The following is a 23,880-nucleotide window of genomic DNA, read 5'->3' on the forward strand; positions in this document are numbered from 1 at the left end:
TTTCTAAACTTTTTTAACGTATTGTGTTACAATCACAATTTGTTGTCCATCAACTTTTCCTTCAATATATTGTGCATTTTCACGGTCTAATGAAATTTTACGAACCACAGTTCCTTGTTTGGCAACCATACTTGAACCTTTCACTTTCAAATCTTTTATCAGAACGACATTATCGCCGGCTTGCAAAATAGTTCCGTTGCTATCTCGGTGGATAATTTTCTCACTTTCATCCAAGTGGTCATCCGAAGCCTTTGCAAAAGCAAGTTCCTCATCGTCTAAGTACATCATATTGAGCAAATCAAGCGACCAGCCTTCGTTTTTCAAACGATTGAGCATCCGCCACGCTACAACTTTTACAGCCCGATGTTCGCTCCACATACTGTCATTTAAGCAACGCCAATGATTGCTGTCCAAGTCCGCAGAACCTTCAATTTGTGAAACACAAGTTTTACAAGCCAACAAACTGCCATCCAATCCGCCAGTGCTGGTGGGGGGCACTTCATAAATTTCTAAATTGTTGGTTGCTCCGCATAATTCGCAGGTATTTCCGCTTCGTTTTTGTAATTCTTGAAGTAAATTCATCTGAAAATTTTATTAACTTTGCAAAGTTACATTTTTTCCGAAAAAAATGACAAAAAAACTATTTTAAATAAATTTGAATTACGCCATTATGAGAAGAAAATTATATTCATTTTTTGCTTTATGCACTTTATTATTTTTAGTTAGCTGTTCTGATTCTAAATTAGTTACTATCGGAAAAGCTCCTGAATTTTCATTTACAAATCAAAACAATCAAACTATTTCCAATAAAGATTACAAAGGAAAGGTTTATGTTGTGGATTTTTTCTTTACAACTTGCCCAACTATCTGTCCGATAATGACTTCGAGTATGGTAAAGGTACAAAATGCCCTTGAAGGGAAAAACATTGGTTTTGCATCGTTTTCAATCAATCCTGAGAATGACACCCCTGAAGTACTGAAAGAATACGCCAAACAACACGGAATAACAAGCCCGAATTGGCATTTACTAACAGGCGATGAAGAAGCGATTTACGATTTGGCGAACAACGGATTTAATCTGCACGCACAAAATAACGCCAAAGGAGTGGACGGGTTTGAACATTCAGGGCTTTTTGCTTTGATTGACCAAAAAGGGAATATCGTTTCACGTAAAGATGCCGACGGAAATCCGATGATTTACTATAACGGATTGGAAGACAAGCAAATTGAAATGTTGATAGAAGACATCAGGTTACTTATCGGAATGCCTTAATTTTGATTGTAATTTCTTCCAAAAATTTAGAAAGAGAATTTCAAATTATCTTTTTGTCAAAACAGATTTTAAGCGTTTTTTGATTTCGGTTTCTTTCTGAAAAACTGCGAAAATATATAGCAATAGAAGGAAAATTCCTACGTATATATTTCTGCCAAAAACATAAAACGAAAGGAATGAAGCCAACACGCTGAATCCTAAATAAAACCCGATTTTCCTCACATTATACGGAATCGGGTATTTTTTTTGCCCAATAAAATATGAAGTCAGCATCATAACCACATAAGTAGCCAATGTAGCTAAAGCTGCACCCTTATAGCTTATTACGGGAATGAGCAAAAAGTTTAATAAAACAGTTATTAACATTCCAAGTATGGAGATGTATGCCCCAACGTGCGTTCTGTCAGTTACTTTGTACCATACTGAAAGACTGTGATATACACCCAAACAAAGATTTGCGAGCAAAATAACGGGGACAATCCACAAAGCCTCCCAATATTTCGCATTGGGTATTAAAAAAAGCTTAAACACATCTATAAAAACAGTAATAAAAAGCAAAATAAACGCTCCGAAAATGGTAAAATATTCCGTTACCAAAGCATACGTTTGCGGTGCGTTTTTATCCTGTGCATTACTGAAAAAGAATGGCTCAACTCCTAATTTATAAGCTGTTACAAAAAGCGTCATAAAAACTCCCATTTTATAACAAGCTGAATAAATCCCGATGGTAGCATCGGCAGTTTCAAAAGGAAGCAACATCCGCAAGAACACCCTGTCAAAGCCTTCATTTACAGCAAAAGCAATCCCCGCAATTAATATCGGAAATCCATAACGGAACATTTTTTTCCATAAAGCAAGTGAAAAATCGAACCGAATTTGAAAATAAATTGGCAACAACACAATAAGTGTCAGCAAACTTGCTATCGCATTGGCAATGAATATGTAATATACCTGATTTTCAAAATAGAACAAACTCCAAAAAGAATTATTTTCAAATTTTGGCAAAACGAAAAAGAAAAATAAATTCAGCAGAAGATTCACAGTTACATTCCCGATTTTTATGATAGCATACGTGAGCGATTTCCCTGCATTTCGTAGCTGTGCAAAAGGAATGACAACCAGTGCATCAAGTGTTAAAATAATAATACAAAAAGTGATTAAATTCACGTCATATTTCAACCATTCTGATATAAAATTTCGAGCGAGTAACGCAATAATCAAAAAAGATAATGAACTAATAAACAGAGAGGTAAGTGCCGTAGATTGTACCTTACGCTTATCATTTTCTTTGTTTACAAATCGGAAAAAAGCCGTTTCCATTCCGTAGGAAAGCAGTACATTTCCTAAAATGAGATACACAAACAAAGTTGAATAAACTCCAAAATCTGCGGTAGAATTCAATTTGTCAACATACAAAGGCGTGAGAATCAAGGAGATTACACGCGGAAGAACCGTTGCCAGTCCGTATATGAGGGTGTGTTTGAATAATTTTTGTAGTTTGCTCATTTTTTCAGAATATAATGCACCGCAAAACTACACAAAATAGCACAAAAACATCTTGCTTCTTGACAAAAAAAATGTACCTTTGTGCTTTATTTATTTTCTATGGAAATCATAAAAATACACGACAAATCATTTGAACCTTACATTGAAGCTGAACAAATTCAGCAAATTATTCAGCGAATGGCTTCGGAAGTAGCTAAGGATATGGAAGATACGTGTCCGCTGTTTGTTTCGGTACTTAACGGAGCTTTTATGTTTGCCTCCGATTTTGTTCGGCATTACAAAGCGGATTGTGAAATTACTTTCGTGAAATTGGCTTCTTACCAAGGAATGCAATCTACTGAAAAAGTGGTGGAGCTCATCGGATTGGATATTCCGGTAGAAGGGCGTGATGTAGTTGTTTTGGAAGATATCATCGACACGGGTAACACTTTGGAAGAAATTTATCGTATTTTCCACGACAAAAAAGTAAAATCATTGCGTATTGCCACACTTTTCTTCAAACCGGATGCTTATAAGAAAGATTTAAAAATTGATTATGTAGGGCTGCCCATTCCAAATCGATTTATCGTTGGTTACGGACTTGATTATGATGAATTAGGACGAAATTTACCGCAAGTATATCAATTAAACACTTCAATAACGATGACAAACTTAGTTTTATTCGGGAAACCGGGAGCCGGAAAAGGTACACAAGCTGCATTTTTGAAAGATAAATACAATTTGGTACATATTTCAACAGGAGATTTATTCCGATTCAATATCAAAAACGAAACCAAATTAGGAAAATTAGCTCAATCATATATGGATAAAGGCGATTTGGTTCCTGATGAAGTAACCATTCAGATGTTGCAACAAGAAATAGAGAACAACCCGAAAGCCGAAGGTTTCATATTTGATGGTTTTCCAAGAACTATCGCTCAGGCAGAAGCTTTGGATGATTTCTTAACATCAAAAGGAATGAAAATCCACGGGACATTAGCCTTAGAAGCTGATGACGAAGTTTTGATACAACGCCTTTTGGAAAGAGGAAAAGTAAGCGGACGAACTGATGACCAGGATGAAAGCAAAATCAGAAATCGTTTTGTGGAATACAACGAAAAAACTGCTCCGCTTATTGAATTTTACAAGAAACAAAATAAATATCACGGAATTGATGGCATCGGAACAATTGAAGAAATCACAAGACGTCTTTCGAACGCTATTGACGCACTAAAATAAAAATTGAAAAAGTATCAGTACAAACCCAAACTTTTGGAAGGACAGTCTTATTTTCAAATGTTTGGGCTTGTTCATTTTCTATAAATCATTATGACAGAAGGAAATTTCACGGATTATGTAAAAGTATTTGTCGCCTCGGGAAATGGCGGAAAAGGTTCTATGCACTTGCATCGGGAGAAGTTCGTTGCCAAAGGCGGACCTGATGGTGGAGATGGCGGAAGAGGCGGACACATCATCATCCGAGGGAATAAAAATCTTTGGACGCTCATTCACTTCAAATTTCAGAAGCATTTTAGGGCAGGACACGGTGAGGGTGGTGGAGCAAATCGCAGTACAGGAGCCGACGGAAAAGATGTTTATTTGGAAGTTCCTCTGGGAACAATCGTGAAAAATGCCTTAACTGATGAAGTTTTGTTCGAAATCACGGAAGATAAGCAAGAAATCATCGCCTTACACGGAGGAAAAGGTGGTTTGGGGAATTGGCATTTCAGAAGTGCCACCAACCAAACTCCAAGATACGCACAACCGGGCATTCCCGGCGAGGAAATGGAACTTTTGTTGGAATTAAAGGTTCTTGCCGATGTAGGCTTTGTTGGCTTTCCGAACGCAGGAAAATCGACTTTGTTATCGGTAATTACTTCTGCCAAACCAAAAATCGGAGATTATCCTTTCACAACATTAAAGCCTAATTTGGGGATTGTAGAACATCGTGATTTTCAATCCTTTGTGGTAGCAGATATTCCCGGCATCATTGAAGGAGCTGCGGAAGGAAAAGGATTAGGACATTATTTCTTACGACATATTGAGCGAAACTCAACGCTTCTTTTCCTTATTCCTGCTGATAGTAAGGATATTGTGGAAGAATATCACATCTTACTGAACGAACTCAAAGAATACAATCCGGAATTGCTTGATAAAGACAGACTTATAGCTATTTCAAAATCAGATATGCTCGATGAGGAACTCACCGTCGAAATTGAAAAAGAAATCAAACCTGCATTAAAAGGGATTCCTTTCTTATTTATTTCATCCGTTTCGGGCAAAGGCATTCAGCAGTTAAAAGATACTCTCTGGAAAATGATTAATAAGTAAAAAAGTATAAAAAAATAAATCCCTTACTCAAATGTAAGGGATTTATTTTTTATAAATGTATTATTTTTTTGGGTTCTAAACTTTCACAAATCGTTTGTAATACCCAAAGAAAAGGATAAAACTGTAACAAACAACCAACGCTAAGAAAGTCATTTTAAACCCAATATTATCTGTTAAAAATCCGAAAAGTGGTGGAATGATAGCTCCTCCTACAATCATCGTACATAAAATACCTGACGCCTGAGGTCTCAACTCTCCGAGCCCTTCCGAAGCCAATGTGAAAATAGTAGGGAACATAATTGAATTGAATAATCCTACTGATAAAATGCTCCACATTGATAATAATCCATCGGTATTTATTGATATCAATATCAAAGATATAGCAATCAACGAGAAGAAAATAAGCACTTTAGCCGGAGCGATAATTTTCGTAAGGAATGCTCCCACAAAACGTCCTACCATTGCTCCTGCCCAGTAGAATGTAACAAAAATACCAACAACAGCTTTAGGGTCATTACTTGTAAGGTCTTGCTCGCCAAATACTTTTCCTAAACTCACGATTATGGAACGCATTACCTGATTCTCAAGAACTTCCTTCGCGATATTAATTTCAACAAAATAGTTAACCAAGTAACTTCCTATTGCTACCTCAGCTCCCACGTACAAAAATATAGCAACAGCCCCCAACATTAATCCTTGCTTTTTGAACAAAGAAAAATATCCTTTGGAAGAACCTGTGTTACTGCTTTCGTCAATAATTTTTGGCAATTTTACGAAGGAAAAAATTACTGCCATTATGATTATGAAAACGGCAATGCTTATGAAAGGAGTTTGTACAGCAGAGGCTTCCGATGCAAAATAGGCTTCCTGTTCTGCTGGGCTTAATGCATTTATCTCATCGGCTCCTTTTACTCTGTCACTGAGAATAAAAATTGCACCAACAATAGGAGCAATCGTAGTTCCTAAAGAATTGAACGCCTGCGATAAGTTCAATCTGCTTGAAGCTCCTGATTCCTCTCCCAAAACAGAAACATACGGATTAGCAGCCACTTGCAAGAAGGTAATTCCACTAGCCAGCACAAATACCGCCAACATAAATACCACCATCATACGTTGCGAGGCTGCCGGATAAAACAAAAAGCAACCCGCCGCCATTGTCAATAATCCTAAGATAATTCCTCTTTGATAACCAATTCTTGATAAAATAAATCCTGCTGGAATTGAAAACAAAAAATATGCCGTGAAGAACGCAAACTGAATCATTCCCGCTTGAAAATAATTCAATGTGAAAACATCTCTAAGGCGCGGAATGAGTGAATCTATCAACACTGTGACAAATCCCCAAAGAAAGAATAATGCAGTAACAAATACGAATGCCTTTTTGTAACTTTTTTGTGTATTCATTATGTTATGGTTGTTAAAATTGCGAAAGCAAAGTTAGCAATATTATCCCATACATTAATTATTTTTTAACATTTTATTTTGTTATAATTATAACGAAAAGAAAACGAAACACATCAAAGGCAAAAATTGTGTTACGTTATTGTTCTGCTGAAAACCACAAAAAAAATAAAATTCTACACTATGTTTTTAGAGAATAATTTTTTCCTTGAATTTTATAACACGCACGTTTTGAGGCGTTTTCTTCAGCTTTCTTTTTGGATGTTGCTCTGGCTTTTGTAACAGAAAATCCCTCTACATATACTTTTGCTACAAAATAACGAACATCCGACCTATCTTCTGTATCTTCCTCAGTTTCAAAGGTAAAGCTTCGTTTATGTTTTTGACACCATTCGATAAGAAGACTTTTATGGCTGATGACTTTTTCTTCTAAATTTTTTAAGTTAATATAAGGATTTATTAACTTTTTTTCAATGAATTTGGAGCATTCCGTGTATCCTTTATCCAAATAAATTGCTCCTATGAGAGCTTCAAATAAATTTCCTGTGATATTATTTCCTAACTGCTTGTGAGTTAGTTTAGTACGAAGAAAATCCAACAAACCCAACTCTTCACCTAACTGATTAAGATTACGTCTCTCCACAATTTTGGAACGCATCTTGGTAAGGTATCCTTCGTCCTCATCAGGAGCACTTCTGAAAATATAATCCGCAATAACCGCTCCCAAAATGGCATCTCCTAAAAATTCCAATCGCTCGTAACTTTTACGCGTACTTTTCTTATATTGATACGAAGGATGCGTAAAAGCCTCACTATAAATAGATAAGCTCTTAGGTGAATACCCTAAAAGAGCTTTCATTTTGGAATAAAAAATCCCGTCTTTTTTCTTGTCAAAACGGGTTAAATTGAATATTTTTTTTAAGCTAAACACAAATCAAGGTTTATATCTTTTTGAATAACAAACAAGCATTGTGTCCTCCAAAACCGAATGTATTACTCATTGCAACTTTCACGTCGCGTTTCTGAGCCTTATTGAAAGTGAAATTGAGTTTTGGGTCAATTTTCTCATCAGGGGTTTCAAAATTAATTGTCGGAGGAATCATTCCGTGTTTTACAGAAAGAATTGAAGCAACTGCCTCAACAGCTCCCGCCGCACCTAACAAGTGCCCTGTCATTGATTTTGTAGAGTTCAAATTGATATTGTAGGCGTGTTCTCCAAAAACATCCAACACAGCCTTCGATTCGGCAATGTCACCCAAAGGAGTAGAAGTTCCGTGCAGATTGATAGTATCAACTTCTTCAGGTTGTACGCTTGCATCACGTAAACAGTTGAGCATTACATTTTTAGCTCCCAATCCTTCAGGATGTGGTGCTGTCATATGGTGAGCGTCTGCTGAAAGTCCTCCTCCGGCCAACTCACAATAAATAGTTGCTCCGCGAGCAATTGCGTGCTCATATTCTTCCAAAACTACCGCCGCAGCTCCTTCTCCTAATACGAAGCCATCTCTGTTAGCATCAAACGGACGAGAAGCCCTTGCAGGGTCATCATTGCGTGTAGAGAGTGCGTGAAGAGCGTTGAAACCTCCCATTCCCGCAATAGTTACTGCTGCTTCCGAACCTCCAGAAATAATGACGTCTGCGTGTCCTAAACGGATGTAATTCAAAGCATCAATCATTGCGTTAGCCGCTGATGCACAAGCGGATACAGTAGTGAAGTTTGGACCTCTGTACCCATAACGAATTGAAATCATTCCCGATGCGATATCCGCAATCATTTTCGGAATGAAGAAAGGATTGAAACGTGGCGTTCCGTCTCCTTTTGTGAAATTGATAACTTCTTCTTGAAAAGTTTCCAATCCTCCGATTCCTGAACCCCAAATAACACCAACTCGGTCTTTATCAATGGTTTCGGAATCTATTCCGGCGTCTTTGATAGCTTCATCAGAAGCCACAAGAGCATATTGTGCAAATTTGTCTAATTTTCTGGCTTCTTTTCGATCCAAAAAATCTTCCACTTTGAAGTTTTTCACCTCACAAGCGAATTTTGTTTTGAATTTTGAAGCATCAAAATGTGTTATGGCAGCTGCTCCACTTATACCTGCAATTAAACTTTCCCAATACTCCTGAACATTGTTTCCAATTGGGGTTAAAGCACCTAAGCCTGTTACTACAACACGTCTGTTTTTCATAGAATTAAACAAATTTATAAATTAATTTTAATAAAAAAACAGTAAGCTATAAGCTATAACTCTAAAAAAATTACAGTTCAAGGCTTACAGCTCACTGTTCATAGCTCACAACTTAAAAAATTATTGTTTAGCCTCCTCAATATATTTGATTGCTTGACCAACAGTTGAGATGTTTTCTGCTTGGTCATCAGGAATTTGAATGTCAAATTCTTTTTCGAATTCCATAATCAATTCCACTGTGTCTAATGAATCAGCTCCTAAGTCGTTTGTGAAGCTTGCGTCTGCAACTACTTCATTTTCATCTACACCTAACTTATCAACAATAATAGCTTTAACTCTTGATGCAATGTCTGACATAATTTTCTTTTTTTAATTATAAATACCGGGGGCAAAAATAATAAACTTTTTTCTAAAAAGCCACTTTTATCAAAAAATATGCTGTTTTTTTAACGTTAAAGTTAGTAATAAGCTAAAAAACAAATACTTATGTGATGACTAAAATAACTACAAAAGCAAATACTTCAACCTTTTTAAATGTTTAAAATTGCAAATTGTATATGGCTTATGGAATCTAATTTGTGTCGTCTTCTATAAACTCGGGATATAAAAAATTGTTGTACGGAAAACGCGTGATGTGTATTTCTCGCACTTTGGCATACACTTTTTCACGGAATTCTTCCAAATTATCTTTATTTAATGCCGAAATGAAAAGCACATCGTTACCCACTTTGTTCATCCACGTTTGTTTCCATTGCTCCAACGTAAAATGCTTGGAGGTAGGCTCGGTAATTAGGTCGTCTTCAGCTATGGTTTGATGTTTGTAAGCGTCTATTTTATTGAAAACCATAATTGTGGGTTTGTCAGCACTTTTGATTTCTGCAAGAATTTGATTTACCGAATGGATGTGTTCTTCAAAATTCGGATGCGAAATATCCACAATATGAAGCAGTAAATCCGCCTCACGCACCTCGTCCAAAGTACTTTTAAACGATTCAATGAGCTGAGTAGGTAATTTTCGGATAAATCCTACAGTATCAGATAGTAAGAAAGGAAGATTCCCGATAACTACCTTTCGCACAGTGGTATCCAAAGTAGCAAAAAGTTTATTTTCGGCAAACACCTCACTTTTGCTAATAACATTCATTAAGGTAGATTTCCCAACGTTGGTATATCCGATAAGTGCCACACGCACCATCGCCCCACGATTTCCGCGTTGTACAGCCATCTGACGGTCAATGGTAGCGAGTTTTTTCTTCAAAAGTGCAATGCGGTCACGTACGATACGGCGGTCGGTTTCGATTTCCGTCTCCCCGGGACCACGCATACCAATCCCCCCACGTTGACGTTCAAGGTGCGTCCAAAGTCCCGTTAGTCGAGGTAAAAGGTATTGATATTGAGCTAATTCCACTTGAGTTCGGGAATAGCTGGTTTGAGCTCGCTGTGCGAATATATCCAAAATAAGTCCAGTTCGGTCGAGGATTTTCGCCTTCAGAATACGTTCAATGTTTTTTTGTTGTGCAGGCGAAAGTTCATCGTCAAAAATAACGGTTCCGACTTCGTTTTCTTCCACAAACTGTTGTACTTCTTCCATTTTTCCTGTTCCTATAAAGGTCTTCGGGTTTGGGACGTCTAATCTTTGGGTAAATCTTTTTAAAACCTCACCGCCAGCGGTATAGGTCAAAAATTCCAATTCATCCAAGTATTCTTTTGATTTTTCTTCGTCTTGCAATTGGTTGATGATTCCTACCAACACTACTTTTTCGTAATTTAGATTTATCTGTTCGAGCATAGTATGCTTAATTCTTTTGTGCAAAAATAGCAAAATAATTTTTTCTTTGCAGAAAAAAAGTGTATTTGTGCCTATAAATCATTTTATTAGTCATTGTTTTGGGGAAATATGATTTTCTTTTTCGTAGAGTCGTTCGGATTTTATGGAATTTGTTTTTGGTAGTGGGGTGGGGCGTTCCTATGCTGAGTTTTTTGGAATTGCTCTTGAATTTCTTTTTTCAGACAGAAATTATTTTCTATAATCGTTATCTGATTGTTATAGCTTCGGTTTGGCTGATTGCTTGTCTTGTAAGTCTTATTTTGCTATTCAAAAAGCGATTGAAATTTTATATCTTTTTGATTTTGATGATGTCGAATTTTGGTTTGTTTTATCATTGGGTGTTAAAACATCAATTTAGTTTTGAAAAAAATATTGAAGGTACGGATTATATGATGAAAATATTTGCACATCGTTACGAAGTGTGGCAAACAAATAGAGTTTATCGCCAACGAGTTTTGGTGAAAATATCAGATATTTTTCACGATTCGTACTCAAAAATAGGTATAGCTCATTTGTCAAAAGTGAGAATTTTTAGCAATGATGAAGAAAAAAAACTCTTTGAAATTCAAGTTAAAGCCAAACGAGAAGTTTTTTACGTTGAAAAAAGATAATTTTTTTTCAGATAAATGGTTTTGATTTTCAATATTTTGATTTTTTGAAGAAGAAAAAAATAATTTTTTTTGATAAAAATATTTGCACAATTGAAAAAATGTACTACCTTTGCAACCGCAATGATGAAATGAAACGTTCATAAGCAAATTGGTCTGGTAGTTCAGTTGGTTAGAATACATGCCTGTCACGCATGGGGTCGCGGGTTCGAGTCCCGTCCAGACCGCAAGTAAAATTTAGTTGTGTTGTTTTGTGTAAATACTTTTACACGGGTTTATAGTAAACCAATGGAAGGCTTTCCTTTTAAGGAAGGCTTTTTTTGTGCTTTTTTGTTATTTTAACCCCTACTTCTTTTCTTCTTCCGAAGTCTTCAATTCCAAAATCAAAACATCTCTATTATAGCTTTTGGTTATCTCTCTTCCGTAAATGCTTTTTTTTCTAAAAATTTACTTTACTTAGATCCAATGTAATTATTTGTTTTTCAGTTTTTTATGTTTTTATGATCACGAAATAAAATTAATTATTCATAATAAAAAAGAAATAAACCGAAACAAAAAGGATAGGCTTCGAAAATATTTTGAAAGATTAATTGTTAAAAATTTTGAAAAACAAAATATGTTTTTGTAGTTTTGTGCGACTTAAGCCAAATTAATTTTCCTCTTAAAGGATTTATTTAGCTAACAACCAAGATTACGTCAAAATAGTTACTTAGGATTCTATAAATAATGTTTGTTTATCATAAGTTTACTACCAAAATTTGCAGAGAAATATTAACTAATAACATTTTGAATATGGAAAAACTATTTTCAACCAAAAGAAGCAAAATTCTATTTTGTAAAATGGTTCTACTCGTGTTATTCCTAGCCACTGACGAGATTGCTTACGCCGGTGGTGAAGGTGTAGGAAGTAAGTTTTCTACATTTCAAGTAGCTACCCAACAAAATAAGAAAATTACAGGAACGGTGACTGATGAGAACGGAGTGCCTTTACCTGGTGTGAGTGTAGTTGTGAAAAATACAACTCGAGGAACTTCTACAAATTTTGACGGTAAGTATGAAATTTTAGTAAGGCAGGGAGAAGTTTTAGAGTATCACTTTGTAGGTTTTGCTACCCAAGAAAAAAGAATAGGGGGTGGTAATCAGTTGATTATCAATATTATACTAAAGGAGCAAGCTGAACAGTTAGGGGATGTTGTAGTTGTTGGTTTTGGTACTCAGAAAAAGGAAAGTGTCGTTAGTTCAGTGAGCACAGTAAAAGGAACTGACTTACGTCTTCCTACTCGTAGTTTAACAAACAACTTGGCTGGGCAAGTTTCAGGACTTATTGCTATTCAACGTAAAGGAGAACCTGGTTACGATGAGTCAGAGTTTTATATACGAGGAATTAGTTCGTTTGCAAGCGGTGCTGCTATTTCTCCTCTTGTATTGGTTGATGGAGTGCCTCGGTCAATGAATGATATTGAACCAGATGAGATTGAGAGTTTTACGCTACTTAAAGATGCTGCGGCAACCTCAGTTTATGGTGCAGAAGGTGCTAACGGAGTTGTTTTAATTACCTCAAAAAGAGGAAAAAATCAAACTACTCAAATTTCTTATCGTGGTGAATACGGGCTTCTTTCCCCGACTCGTCTTCCTTCGTTTTTAGATGCTCCTAACTATATGCGAATCTATAACGAAGCACTTCAAAATTCAGGAAATTCACCTATATTCACTGAAGATATTATTGCTAAACACGCATCTGGGATAGACCCTGATTTGTACCCGAATGTGAATTGGATGAGCTTGATAAAGAATACCACATCGAATGTCCGACATACCCTAAACTTTAGAGGTGGTGGAGAAAAAGCGCGATTCTTTATATCTGGTGCTTTTTATAACGAAAGTGGTCTTTTTAGAGGAAATCCTAAAGCGGAGTATAACAACAACATTGGGTTAAATCGATATAATTTACGTAGTAATGTTGATTTTAACGTAACTCCAACAACTCTTCTACGGGTAGATTTAAGTGGACAATACTTAGAAACGAACTATCCGGCACCGGGAGTGGGTACTAATGGACTTCTTCAACGAATTTCAACGGCTCCTCCTTATCTTTTCCCGATGGTATATTCTGATGGAACCAATGCTGCACATCCTCGTAATAGTAATAACCGAATCAATCCATATAATTTACTAATGGAATCCGGTTACGCAAAAGAATGGCGTTCGATGCTTCAATCAAATGTGATTATCGAACAAAAGTTAGATGTTATAACAAAAGGATTGACAGCTAAGGGTTCTGTTAGTTATGATTCCAATGCCACTTACCTTATGAATAGGGCAAAAACTCCTCCGCAATTTACTGCCAGTGGGCGTGATGATAAAGGAAATCTAATTTTCAGTAAAGTAGTTGATGAAGTTAAATTCGGAGAACCATCTGAAAGCAACCGAGGTAATAAGAAAATATACATTGAAGGGTCTTTGAATTACAAACGTTTGTTTTCTGATAAACACGATGTTACTGGTATGTTACTATATTATCGTAAAGAAGCACAAACTCACGATCAGGCTTTGGCTTTTCGTAAAGAAGCTTATATCGGGCGTGCTACGTATATGTATGATCGTCGCTACTCCATCGAGGGGAGCTTTGGTTTTACAGGAAGCGAGGCTTTTTCCAAAGAAAATAGGTTTGGTTTCTTTCCTGCTATAGGTTTGTCGTGGATAGTTAGTAATGAAAAATTCTTTGAAGGAATAAGCAATACAATTAATGATTTAAAATTTAGAGCTTCTTACGGAAAGACAGGAAATGACAATACGGGAGGTGCTCGCTTCCTATACCGAGGAACTTACAGCAACGCAGGAGGTTATCATATAGGTATTGGAGGTAGTGGGCCTCTTAACAATATGTCCGGACTTGCAGAAGGGCGTTTTGAAGCTCCTGCTATCGGATGGGAAATAGAGGACAAACGCAATATAGGTATTGATATTTCATTATTTAGAAATAGAATAACATTAACTGCGGACTATTTTGATAATGAAAGACATAGTATATTATTACAACGTAGAACCGTTCCTGAACACACAGGATTTAGAGACAGACCTTGGCAAAATTATGGTAGAGTAAGTAATAAAGGATTTGATGCAAGTTTGTCCATCAGACATAACTTTACAGATGACTTTTCGGTGGGGGCAAGAGGTAACTTTACTTATGCAAGAAATAAAATTCTTGAATATGATGAAGTTCCTCAGAAATATGAATGGATGAACGTAACAGGTAGAAGAATTAACCTACCTCGAATTTACATTGCCGAGGGATTATACCAAGAGAGTGACTTCGATATAACAACTGACCCTGCGACAGGAGCGAAGCAATATGCACTCAAATCCGGACTGCCGGTTTCAACCATCAGTTCAGGGGTATTGCCCGGAGATATCAAATATAAGGACTTAAATGGTGATGGTCAAATCAATGATTATGATAGAACCTACGATGTAAGTAATCCGACAGTTCCCGAAATAATATATGGTTTTGGGGCGAATATGGAATATAAAAACTTCTACGTGAATGTGTTTTTCCAAGGAGCAGGAAATGTATCAACAATTTTAGGTTCTAGTAATCCCCAAGGGTTCTTCCCTTTCAAATACGGTGTAGATGAAAGTTCACTCCGAAGTGAGGTAACTAATCGTTGGACTGCTGAAAATCCTTCAGAAGACGTTTTATTCCCAAGACTTCGAAACGTAGCATTTAATCATAACGAGCAAGCAAGTACGTGGTGGCTTAGAGATGCTAGCTTCATCCGCTTAAAAAATGTTGAAATAGGATATCGCTTGCCTAAGGAGGTCTTGAAGATATTAAAAATGAGTTCAGGACGTTTTTACCTGATAGGAAACAACTTGCACGTTTGGGATAAAGTTAAAATGTGGGATCCTGAAATGGGTAACGATAATGCAGGTATGAATTATCCGTTATCAAAAAGTTATACATTCGGAGTTGAATTTAGTTTTTAAAAATGACAGAAAATGAGAAAGATTTTTATAACCATAGGAATTATTACAGCTACTTTCTTTACGGAATCGTGTAGCAATTATTTGGATGTTTCCGATGAATTGGCAGGGGAATTGACACAAAAAGAAATTTTTGACGACGCTACTCTTACTCGTAGATTTCATAGGAATATTTTTGTAGGAATACCTGATTCATCAAATATGATTTTCTCTACAAATTATCAATTATCCGGGCTTGACAATCCTTGGGCAGGTGCTTCTGATGAATTGAAAATGGCACAAGGTACTTTGCGTGGCTTAACCCAAAACGGATTTAACGAATCTAACGCACCTTTCCATCGTTGGTCAACATTATATAAACTCATACGACAAGCAAACTTGTTTTTGAAAAATGCAAAAGTAATTCCTCAAACAGGTTTGGCCGAATATATTGATGAAGCTGAATTAGTAAGACTAAAAGCACAAGCTCGTTTTTTACGTGCATATTATCATTATTTGTTGTTTGAAATGTATGGTCCTATCCCTATACTCACTGAACCTGCTGATCCTGAAGCAAGCGACTGGGACTATCCACGTAATTCAGTGGATGAAGTAGTTGCTTTCTTGGATAGTGAATTGTTAGAAGCAAGCGAAGGGCTTAACGATGTTGAAACGGAGGAGAACTACCGAGCATTACCAACCAAAGGAGTTGCCTTAGCCGTTAGAGCAAAATTATGGATGTATGCCGCAAGTCCATTGTTTAACGGAGGGTACAGCGAGGCTTTATCGCTGACGAATCCTGATGGGAAAAAGTTATTCCCTGCTGCCGATAAAGGGAAATGGCAAAAAGCAGTTAGTGCATTGGAAGATTTCATCAACTTTGCCAATGGAAAGTATGAGTTGTACAAGGAATATGAAGGTGCTACTTATGACCCACATAAATCGTTATATAATTTATTTATGAAGTACAATAATGAGATTATTTGGGCTAGTAGTAAACACAATTGGGGAGGAGTTGGTGGTGAAGGAACAGATAGACGATGCACACCTCGTACTGAACGTAACGGATTTGCTTGTATTTCTGTTTCGCAAGAGTTGGTAGATGACTTTTTTATGATTGATGGAAAATCAATAGAGGAATCCCCACTATATAATGAGACTGGTTTTTCCACCGCTGGTGAAGATCAATCAAATCAAACAGAAGAGGGAACATATCGAATGTGGATAAATAGAGAACCTCGTTTCTATCAAACCGTTTTCTTTCACGGAAGAAAGTGGCACATCAGTAAAAAAGATGTTAAGTTTACTTATGGCGATGGAAACGACCGCTCAAAAGGTGACTATCCTTGGACTGGTTACCTCTTATACAAACGAATTGCACGTAATACCAGAAATGAAGGCTCGCATCCACGTTCACAATATCGTCCGTCAATTATTTTCCGCTTAGCTGAATTTTATTTGCTCTATGCAGAAGCCCTTAATGAGGTTAATCCTTCTGACTCAAAAATAGCAGAGTATGTGAATAGAGTTCGCGAAAGAGCTGGTATTCCCAATTGGCAGGAAAGTAATCCTTCTGTTTTAGGTAATCAAGAAGCACAACGAAAAGCCATCAGAGCCGAAATGCGTGTAGAATTAGCAACCGAAGGGCAACGTTATTTTGATGTTCGTCGTTGGATGATTGCCGAAAATCCTGTGGGAGAAGGAGGACAAGGAGGTGATTTCTATGGAATGAATATGCAAACAGATGATAAAGCTAAATTTTTTGAAAGACACTCATACGAAAAAAGAGATTTTAAACGTGCATATTACCTGTACCCTATTCCTTTAAATCAAATACAAATCACAAAGAATTTGATACAAAACCCTGGTTATGAATAGTATTGCAACTTAATCGTTTTACTATCAGATTATATAAACTGCTCTTGAAAAATATATTTTAAGGGCAGTTTTTTGGTTTCTCAAATTTATATATCAATAAAAAATTTGATATACAATGAGTTATAAGGCTATGGAATTACTAATCTTATAAGGATTTAACAAGTTGGTTTTTAATGGTTTCTGGGGAAAAATTGCCCCAGTTTTTAAGTTCTAAGTTTTTTTGTTATTTCCTCTAAAAATTGAAATAATTTGATTCATTCCCAGATTTGACCTGGAAAAGAGAAGATGTGTAAGAAAATGGTCTAATTTCTAATCCTCAATCCACGAGGCGTATTTCACGTAATTGTCTGCCGTTCTGCGGATGGCTGTTTTCTGTTCTCCTGACAAGTTTTTTATTTTCTTTGCGGGAATGCCGGCGTAAATACTTCCGGATTCAATTCGGGTATGTTCGGTAACTACGGCACCAGCTGCAACGATGCTGTCGCTTTCCACTATGCAACCATCCATCACAATGCTTCCCATTCCAATTAATACATTGCTGTGAATTGTACAACCGTGGACAATAGCATTATGCCCGATTGAAACATTATCGGCTATGTTTGTGGCATATTTTTGGTAAGTTGCGTGAATGACAGCTCCGTCCTGTACGTTTACCTTGTTTCCGATTCTGATGCTATTTACATCGCCCCGAATTACAGCGTTATACCAAATGGTACATTGATTACCTACGGAAACATCTCCTGTAACTGTTGCATTTTCAGCAATAAAGCAATCTTTTCCAAAAGAAGGCTCTTTTCCATTGACTTTTTTGATAATCATCTTTTTACTCTTTTTGAATAACTATTTTTTCTTCCAGATGGAACCATTTTTGGTGGTGTATCTCTCTAAAAAGCCCTGTTCTGTGAGTTGATTAAGATATATTTCGCTCTCTTTTCGTGGCATTGATGATAGTTCCGAAAATTCTCGAGCAGTGAGAGTTGGATAATAACCAAAGAGTGTTTGCCAATCTTTTTTGTATTCTTTTTTTGTAGCTTTGGGCTCCAGCTTCAGTATGGCTCTTTCAAAATTAAGGTATGGTTTTGCTCCGTAAACTACTTCTCTATTGCCTTGACTATCTGTGAAAATCATTGTAGGAAAACCACGAATTCCCAAATCTCTTGCTAATTTCAAATCGTTTTCAAATAGTTCCTTTGCTTTGTTTTGAATATCTGCTTTCAGTTGTTCTACATCAAGTTTTGTTACATCGGCAGCTTTTGCAATATGCTCCCACTGAGTGATATTTTTCTTCTGAAGAAAGACCATTTCTCTCAGCTCCCTCAAAAAAGAAATTGCTTTGTTTTTGTCCTGTATTTGAGCAGCTTTAAATGCTATTGATGGAGGATAAGAAGAATTTAAAGGATTTTCCAGCCAAATATCGCCATCAATTGGCATATCGTAGTAGAGACTCACCTCGTCCCAATGATGAGCTACATCCGATGGTTTGCTGATGCCTCCGCTGTTATAGCTCCAATCAGGTAGAAGCCCGCCAGTGTGGTAATTGAAGGTAATGATATCGCCATATTCCAATTTAAGCTTACGGATTTGAGGTTCAATGCCCCAGCACGAAGAGCATATTGGGTCAGTATAATAAGTAACTGTTATTGATTTCTCCGTTTGTGGGAGCTGAGATTTTACAGCGTTATTTTCGGTTTGAGGTACGCCACAAGTTCCCTCTTTGGGGTCACAAAGTAGCGGATTAGTATTCTGTGCCATAGCTAAAAATGATTGTGTTAGAAATAAAAATTTGATAATGAACTTCATAGTTTTTTTGAATTTTCAAATTAGTACGGAAATTATTTTTCGTTTGCTTTACAGCTTTAGGCAAAAGTATTATTTTTTTGTAAAAGTATTCACAAAATATTGATAAATAATTTATTATTATGTTCTTTTAGATATTGCCAAATTCTTTTGTTATTAAATAAAGCGGTTTTTTGTATTTTTGCCCAAAATTTAAACTGTGGGAAGTAAAAATAAATTAAAACGATTCAAAGAAAACGAAACTTTTGCAAACGTATTGCAACCTAAACGTGACGAGTTACTATCAGAACAATTTCCTTTCAAAGGGAAATGGCATTCCGATTATTTTAAGAATAACAATCCCATTGTGTTGGAGTTAGGATGCGGAAAAGGCGAATATTCTGTGGGGTTGGCAAAGAAGTATCCGAACAAAAATTTCATAGGGATTGACATAAAAGGGGCACGATTTTGGCGTGGTGCAAAAACTGCTATTGAAGAAAATATCAACAATGTAGCCTTCTTGCGTACTCAAATTGAGCTTATTGAGCATTGTTTTGCACAAGGTGAAGTCAGTGAAATTTGGATTACATTCCCTGACCCGCAAATAAAATATAAGCGTACCAAACATCGGTTAACCAATGCAGAATTTTTGAGTCGATATAAAAATATTCTTGCTACGGACGGATGCATACACCTGAAAACGGATAGCGAATTTATGCACGGTTACACGCTCGGGCTGTTACACGGATTGGGACATAAAGTGCTGTATGCCAACCATAATATTTACAATAGTGACGGCGTTCCTTCGGAAGTGACTGAAATTCAAACTTTCTATGAAAAATTTTATTTGGAACAGAATAAACCAATAACCTACATCAAATTTCAGATTTAAATTTAGAAAAATTTTGATATTTCTATATTGCTGATTTACATTTGTTTAATTTTTAAAATATTGATTTCAAAGATTTATTTTTGATAATTTTTCTTTTTTAAATAAATTTCCGAATATCTTGCTTATTTGTTAAATAGGCGAGGTTACTTGTTGTAATTTAACTTTTTTATTGCTAAAAGGTTGATTTTGATAGATTTTTATTGAGTTTTATCTGATTTTCTCGATTTTATTATCTCATAAAATAGTAGTAATTTTGTTTCAGAGATGAGATTAGTGCAAATAATTTAAAATTACTACAAGATGAGAGGGAAAATATTACTACTTGGGGCGTTGTCGTGTTTTGTATCGTGTATTGGATATGCACAAGTTGGCACTCCCGAGAAACCTTTGAGCAGGTTGGAGGATTACCAGTTGAGAGGGAAGGTAAAAACTTATAAGTTAACGCCTTATCACGTGCTTGATTCTTTTGGAATTATAAAGAAAACAGGTAAACCTGAGTTCTGGAAGGGGGATATACTTTCTACGTTTGATGACAGAGGTTACAAGGTTGAAAGTAATATGTACAACAAACAAGGAAATCTTCAAAATAAGATTATATACAAATACAACGATAAGAATAAACGACTTTCCCGTGATGTTTATGGCGAGCGTGGCTATATCAAAAACAAGTACGTTTACATATATGATGATAAAGGTCACAAAATAGCTTATCATTGTTATAATCCCAGAGGTGAGCTGGTTGAGTCTTGGATTTACAACAATGACGATAGGGGGCGTGAAGTCGAGGTGATTTATCAAGTTCCGAAACGTCCTTCAGAAACTCGTAAGTTTCTCTACAAGTACGATAAATCAGGAAATGTGGAAGAACTTTCCCAATATTCAAAAGATGATGTTCCTGAAGTTACTTGGAAGTATGTTTACGACAGAAAAGGTTTGGTGACGGAATTGCACACTTATAAGGAGAACAAACTTTTGAGAAAGAGAGTTACTAAGTATGATGCTTATGGGAATCCTGTGCAAATAAAAGAGTACGATAGTGACGGACGTTTTATAGAGGAAACAGACTACGAGTACCAATTTGATGCATACGGAAACTGGATACAACGCATTGATTACGTGAATAGTTTTCCGAAGATTATGTACGAAAGAGAAATAGTTTATTACTAAACTTAATTTCCATACGATTTTTATACGTTTGATGAATTTGAAAGCTGTCTGTGCAGACAGCTTTCTTTATTTTTGGTGTTGCATCACTTCTTTCAGATACTTACCCGTATAACTTTGCGTGTTTCGGGCAATTTCTTCAGGAGTGCCTTGAGCGATGACTGTTCCGCCTTTGTCGCCTCCGTCAAGCCCCAAGTCAATTACATAATCGGCGGACTTTATCATTTCCAGATTATGCTCAATAACAATGATAGAATGCCCTTTTTCTATAAGTGCCTGAAAGGAAGCCAATAACTTGCGAATATCGTGAAAATGTAGCCCCGTAGTAGGTTCGTCAAAGATGAATAATACTTTCTCTTTGCTTTCGGACTTCGCCAAAAAAGAAGCCAACTTGATGCGTTGTGCCTCCCCACCTGATAGCGTCGAAGAGGATTGCCCAAGAGTAACATAACCCAACCCGACATCTTGCAAAGGCTTTAATTTCGCACTGATTTTCTGTTGCTTATGTCTTTCAAAAAATACAATAGCATCGTCAATGGTGGTGTTTAACAAATCATCGATGGATTTCCCTTCAAAAGTTACTTCCAGCACTTCTTTTTTGAAACGTTTCCCGCCACACGCCTCGCACGGCAAATGCACGTCCGCCATAAACTGCATTTCAATAGTAACCTCGCCTTCGCCTTTGCACACCTCGCAACGCCCGCCGTCCACATTAAACGAAAAGTGTTTGGGCTGAAAGTTGCGTAACTTTGAAAGTTTCTGTACGGCATACAAATTCCGAATGTCATCGTAGGCTTTTATATAGGTAATCGGGTTGGAGCGCGAGGACTTTCCAATCGGATTTTGGTCAACGAACTCTACCGACTGAATGTGCTTGTACTTGCCTTCGAGCTTTGAGAATTGCCCTGCTTTTTCGGTGTTCATATCCAGCTCTTTAAGCATCGCCGGATATAAAATCTGCTTGATGAGTGTGGACTTTCCGCTTCCGGAAACGCCCGTTACCACCGTGAGCATATCCAACGGAAGCGTAACGTCAATGTTTTTTAGGTTGTTTTCCCGACAGCCCAAAAGCGTGATGTAATGCGGCGAAGTGCGTCGTTCTTTCGGAAGGTCAATTTGCATTCGCCCGCTGAGGTACTTACCCGTAAGTGAATCCGCTTTCAGAATTTCGGCATACGTGCCTTGTGCCACCACTTCCCCGCCGTGTGTTCCGGCTTCGGGACCAATGTCGATGATGTAATCGGCGGCTTTCATAATATCTTCATCGTGTTCCACCACAATCACGGTATTGCCCAAGTCGCGTAACGATTTGAGTACGCTGATGAGTTTTTCGGTGTCTTTCGGGTGCAGACCGATACTGGGTTCGTCCAGAATATACATCGAGCCTACCAAACTGCTGCCCAGTGAAGTTGCCAAGTTGATACGCTGGCTCTCCCCGCCCGAAAGTGTGTTTGATTTTCGGTTGAGGGTCAGATAATTTAACCCAACGTCAGCCAAAAATTGCAATCGATTCTCAATTTCAACAAGCAAACGGCGGGCAATATTTCTTTCATAGTCAGAAAGTTGTAATTCCTTAAAGAAGCGTTGTAATTCCTCTACGGAAATATCCACCAAATCCGAAATGCTCCTTCCGTTAATCTTCACGTAATCGGCTTCTTTTCGCAGGCGTTTGCCATCACATTCGCTACATTTGGTTTTTCCGCGGTAACGTGCCAACATTACCCGATTCTGTATTTTGTAACTTTTTTCTTCCAGTTCTTTGAAAAAATCCGTCAGTCCGGTAAAAAATTTGTTGCCGTTCCAAACTAATTTTTTTTGCTCTTTGGTGAGTTCAAACCACGGTTTATGGATGGGAAAATCAAACTTATAAGCATTCAAAACCAACTGGTCGCGATACCAACTCATCGCCTCACCTCGCCACGGATAAACACAGTTGTCGTACACGGAAAGGGCTGTATTTGGGATAATTAGCTCCTCGTCCAGCCCGATGGTATCGCCGTAACCGTCGCATTTTGGGCAAGCCCCATATGGGTTGTTAAAGCTGAACAGATGCACGTTCGGTTCAGAAAATTCAATGCCGTCCAACTCAAATTTATTGCTGAACGTCTGTTTGTTTTGATTTTCAACCTCTTCAATGATACATTCACCCTTTCCTTCAAAAAAAGCTGTATCGATAGCATCAGCCAACCGATGACGAAAATCTTCGTTATGTTGTACGATAATTCGGTCGATAACCAACAGAAAATCAGAATTGATACTGTTTAAATCGGCTTCATCAATGCGAATAATTTCGCCTTTATACTGAATACGGGCATATCCTTGCTGTAATAAAATTTGAAGCACTTGGGGTATTTTTCTGCCTTCGGCGATATGAACAGGAGCCAGAAGCAGTAATTTGGTGCGTTCAGGATAGCTCAAAACGGCATCAACCACATCGGTAACGGAATGTTTTTTTACTTCATTTCCGGAAAGGGGCGAGTAGGTTTTGCCGATGCGGGCGAACAAAAGTTTCAGATAATCATAGATTTCAGTGGATGTCCCGACGGTAGAACGCGGATTAGACGTATTGACTTTCTGTTCAATAGCGATGGCAGGAGCAATGCCCACGATGTTGTCCACTTTGGGTTTGTCAAGCCTTCCTAAAAATTGACGTGCGTAGGAGGAGAGGCTTTCCACGTAGCGGCGTTGCCCCTCGGCATAGAGTGTATCAAATGCCAAGCTGGACTTACCCGAACCCGATAAGCCCGTAATAACCACCAATTTATTACGCGGAATCCCGACTGTGATGTCTTTTAAGTTGTGGAGCTTCGCTCCTTTTATAAGTATTTCTTTGGTTTTCATTTTTTATGAAAGGAAGTTCTAAAATGTTCAAAAGGTGTAAAACAGCAATTTAAAACGGGTGTTTTTGAAAAATCTTTGTGAGATTTGCTGTTTTTCAACTTATCTGCTTGCAAAGATAGCAAAAAGTAACAGAAATAGAGTGGCTTTATTTTTTTTCTTGTAAAACTTATAAAGAGGAAAATCCCATATTTTTACGGATTTTTTCTGTTTGTTATTTGTAAAAATGTGTAGTATCTGTGAGAAATTTAAAA

18 protein-coding genes and 1 tRNA gene are annotated in these 23,880 nt (G+C 37.1%); 9 read left to right on the forward strand and 10 right to left on the reverse strand.

Annotated elements, in window-relative coordinates; all coding sequences use genetic code 11:
* Window positions 1–3: 3 nt before the first annotated feature.
* Window positions 4–582: a PhnA domain-containing protein gene (locus CGC58_RS07620; RefSeq protein WP_095896185.1), complete on the reverse strand. Its 579-nt coding sequence runs from the start codon at window positions 580–582 to the stop codon at window positions 4–6.
* 88 nt (window positions 583–670) lie between these two features.
* Here CGC58_RS07620 and CGC58_RS07625 point away from each other — a divergent pair, with 88 nt between their 5' ends.
* Window positions 671–1,273 carry an SCO family protein gene (locus tag CGC58_RS07625; RefSeq protein ID WP_095896186.1) on the forward strand — a complete coding sequence of 201 codons (603 nt, stop codon included), beginning with the start codon at window positions 671–673 and terminating at the stop codon, window positions 1,271–1,273.
* A 45-nt stretch (window positions 1,274–1,318) separates the two neighbouring features.
* On the opposite strand, the gene CGC58_RS07630 is transcribed toward CGC58_RS07625, so the two are convergent.
* Window positions 1,319–2,779: an oligosaccharide flippase family protein gene (locus tag CGC58_RS07630; RefSeq protein WP_095896187.1), complete on the reverse strand. Its 1,461-nt coding sequence runs from the start codon at window positions 2,777–2,779 to the stop codon at window positions 1,319–1,321.
* Between the two features lie 99 nt (window positions 2,780–2,878).
* On the opposite strand from CGC58_RS07630, the gene CGC58_RS07635 reads away from it, so the two are divergent.
* Both CGC58_RS07635 and obgE read left to right on the forward strand, forming a co-directional pair.
* The gene (locus tag CGC58_RS07635) at window positions 2,879–3,997 is read left to right on the forward strand and encodes an adenylate kinase (protein ID WP_095896188.1); all 1,119 of its coding nucleotides are present in this window, start codon (window positions 2,879–2,881) and stop codon (window positions 3,995–3,997) included.
* A 90-nt stretch (window positions 3,998–4,087) separates the two neighbouring features.
* Window positions 4,088–5,089 (forward strand): GTPase ObgE, encoded by a 1,002-nt coding sequence (gene obgE, locus CGC58_RS07640; RefSeq protein WP_095896189.1) that lies wholly within the window; start codon window positions 4,088–4,090, stop codon window positions 5,087–5,089.
* 75 nt (window positions 5,090–5,164) lie between these two features.
* On the opposite strand, the gene CGC58_RS07645 is transcribed toward obgE, so the two are convergent.
* The 5 genes from CGC58_RS07645 to hflX all read right to left on the reverse strand — a co-directional run bounded on the left by CGC58_RS07645 (window position 5,165) and on the right by hflX (window position 10,468).
* Window positions 5,165–6,493 carry a sugar MFS transporter gene (locus CGC58_RS07645; RefSeq protein ID WP_198540713.1) on the reverse strand — a complete coding sequence of 443 codons (1,329 nt, stop codon included), beginning with the start codon at window positions 6,491–6,493 and terminating at the stop codon, window positions 5,165–5,167.
* A gap of 178 nt (window positions 6,494–6,671) precedes the next feature.
* A complete protein-coding gene (gene rnc / locus CGC58_RS07650; RefSeq protein ID WP_095896191.1) occupies window positions 6,672–7,421 on the reverse strand; it encodes a ribonuclease III in 750 nt (249 codons plus the stop codon).
* Between the two features lie 10 nt (window positions 7,422–7,431).
* Complete coding sequence (fabF, locus tag CGC58_RS07655; RefSeq protein WP_095896192.1) at window positions 7,432–8,679, reverse strand: beta-ketoacyl-ACP synthase II; 1,248 nt, start codon at window positions 8,677–8,679, stop codon at window positions 7,432–7,434.
* A 120-nt stretch (window positions 8,680–8,799) separates the two neighbouring features.
* Window positions 8,800–9,036, reverse strand: coding sequence for an acyl carrier protein (locus CGC58_RS07660; protein ID WP_018279821.1), 237 nt, complete (start codon window positions 9,034–9,036; stop codon window positions 8,800–8,802).
* Window positions 9,037–9,250: 214 nt separating this feature from the next.
* Window positions 9,251–10,468 carry a GTPase HflX gene (gene hflX, locus CGC58_RS07665; RefSeq protein WP_095896193.1) on the reverse strand — a complete coding sequence of 406 codons (1,218 nt, stop codon included), beginning with the start codon at window positions 10,466–10,468 and terminating at the stop codon, window positions 9,251–9,253.
* A gap of 98 nt (window positions 10,469–10,566) precedes the next feature.
* On the opposite strand from hflX, the gene CGC58_RS07670 reads away from it, so the two are divergent.
* From CGC58_RS07670 to CGC58_RS07685, 4 genes are all read left to right on the forward strand, one after another.
* Window positions 10,567–11,118 carry a hypothetical protein gene (locus CGC58_RS07670; RefSeq protein ID WP_157909232.1) on the forward strand — a complete coding sequence of 184 codons (552 nt, stop codon included), beginning with the start codon at window positions 10,567–10,569 and terminating at the stop codon, window positions 11,116–11,118.
* Window positions 11,119–11,268: 150 nt separating this feature from the next.
* Window positions 11,269–11,342 (forward strand) — tRNA-Asp (locus CGC58_RS07675).
* A gap of 565 nt (window positions 11,343–11,907) precedes the next feature.
* Window positions 11,908–15,102 (forward strand): SusC/RagA family TonB-linked outer membrane protein, encoded by a 3,195-nt coding sequence (locus CGC58_RS07680; protein ID WP_095896195.1) that lies wholly within the window; start codon window positions 11,908–11,910, stop codon window positions 15,100–15,102.
* 12 nt (window positions 15,103–15,114) lie between these two features.
* The gene (locus CGC58_RS07685; protein ID WP_095896196.1) at window positions 15,115–16,956 is read left to right on the forward strand and encodes a RagB/SusD family nutrient uptake outer membrane protein; all 1,842 of its coding nucleotides are present in this window, start codon (window positions 15,115–15,117) and stop codon (window positions 16,954–16,956) included.
* A gap of 309 nt (window positions 16,957–17,265) precedes the next feature.
* On the opposite strand, the gene CGC58_RS07690 is transcribed toward CGC58_RS07685, so the two are convergent.
* Both CGC58_RS07690 and CGC58_RS07695 read right to left on the reverse strand, forming a co-directional pair.
* Complete coding sequence (locus CGC58_RS07690) at window positions 17,266–17,775, reverse strand: gamma carbonic anhydrase family protein (protein WP_095896197.1); 510 nt, start codon at window positions 17,773–17,775, stop codon at window positions 17,266–17,268.
* 21 nt (window positions 17,776–17,796) lie between these two features.
* Window positions 17,797–18,708 (reverse strand): ClpXP adapter SpxH family protein, encoded by a 912-nt coding sequence (locus CGC58_RS07695; protein WP_095896198.1) that lies wholly within the window; start codon window positions 18,706–18,708, stop codon window positions 17,797–17,799.
* A gap of 244 nt (window positions 18,709–18,952) precedes the next feature.
* Between CGC58_RS07695 and trmB the strand changes: the two genes are divergently transcribed.
* Window positions 18,953–19,624 (forward strand): tRNA (guanosine(46)-N7)-methyltransferase TrmB, encoded by a 672-nt coding sequence (gene trmB / locus CGC58_RS07700; protein ID WP_095896199.1) that lies wholly within the window; start codon window positions 18,953–18,955, stop codon window positions 19,622–19,624.
* A 300-nt stretch (window positions 19,625–19,924) separates the two neighbouring features.
* The gene (locus tag CGC58_RS07705) at window positions 19,925–20,791 is read left to right on the forward strand and encodes a sugar-binding protein (protein ID WP_095896200.1); all 867 of its coding nucleotides are present in this window, start codon (window positions 19,925–19,927) and stop codon (window positions 20,789–20,791) included.
* 66 nt (window positions 20,792–20,857) lie between these two features.
* Here the strand turns inward: CGC58_RS07705 and uvrA are convergent, their stop codons facing one another.
* Entirely contained in the window at window positions 20,858–23,629 is a 2,772-nt protein-coding gene (gene uvrA / locus CGC58_RS07710) for an excinuclease ABC subunit UvrA (protein WP_095896201.1), read from the reverse strand.
* Window positions 23,630–23,880 lie beyond the last annotated feature (251 nt).

This window comes from Capnocytophaga stomatis (assembly GCF_002302635.1).
GTDB classification, from domain to species: domain Bacteria; phylum Bacteroidota; class Bacteroidia; order Flavobacteriales; family Flavobacteriaceae; genus Capnocytophaga; species Capnocytophaga stomatis.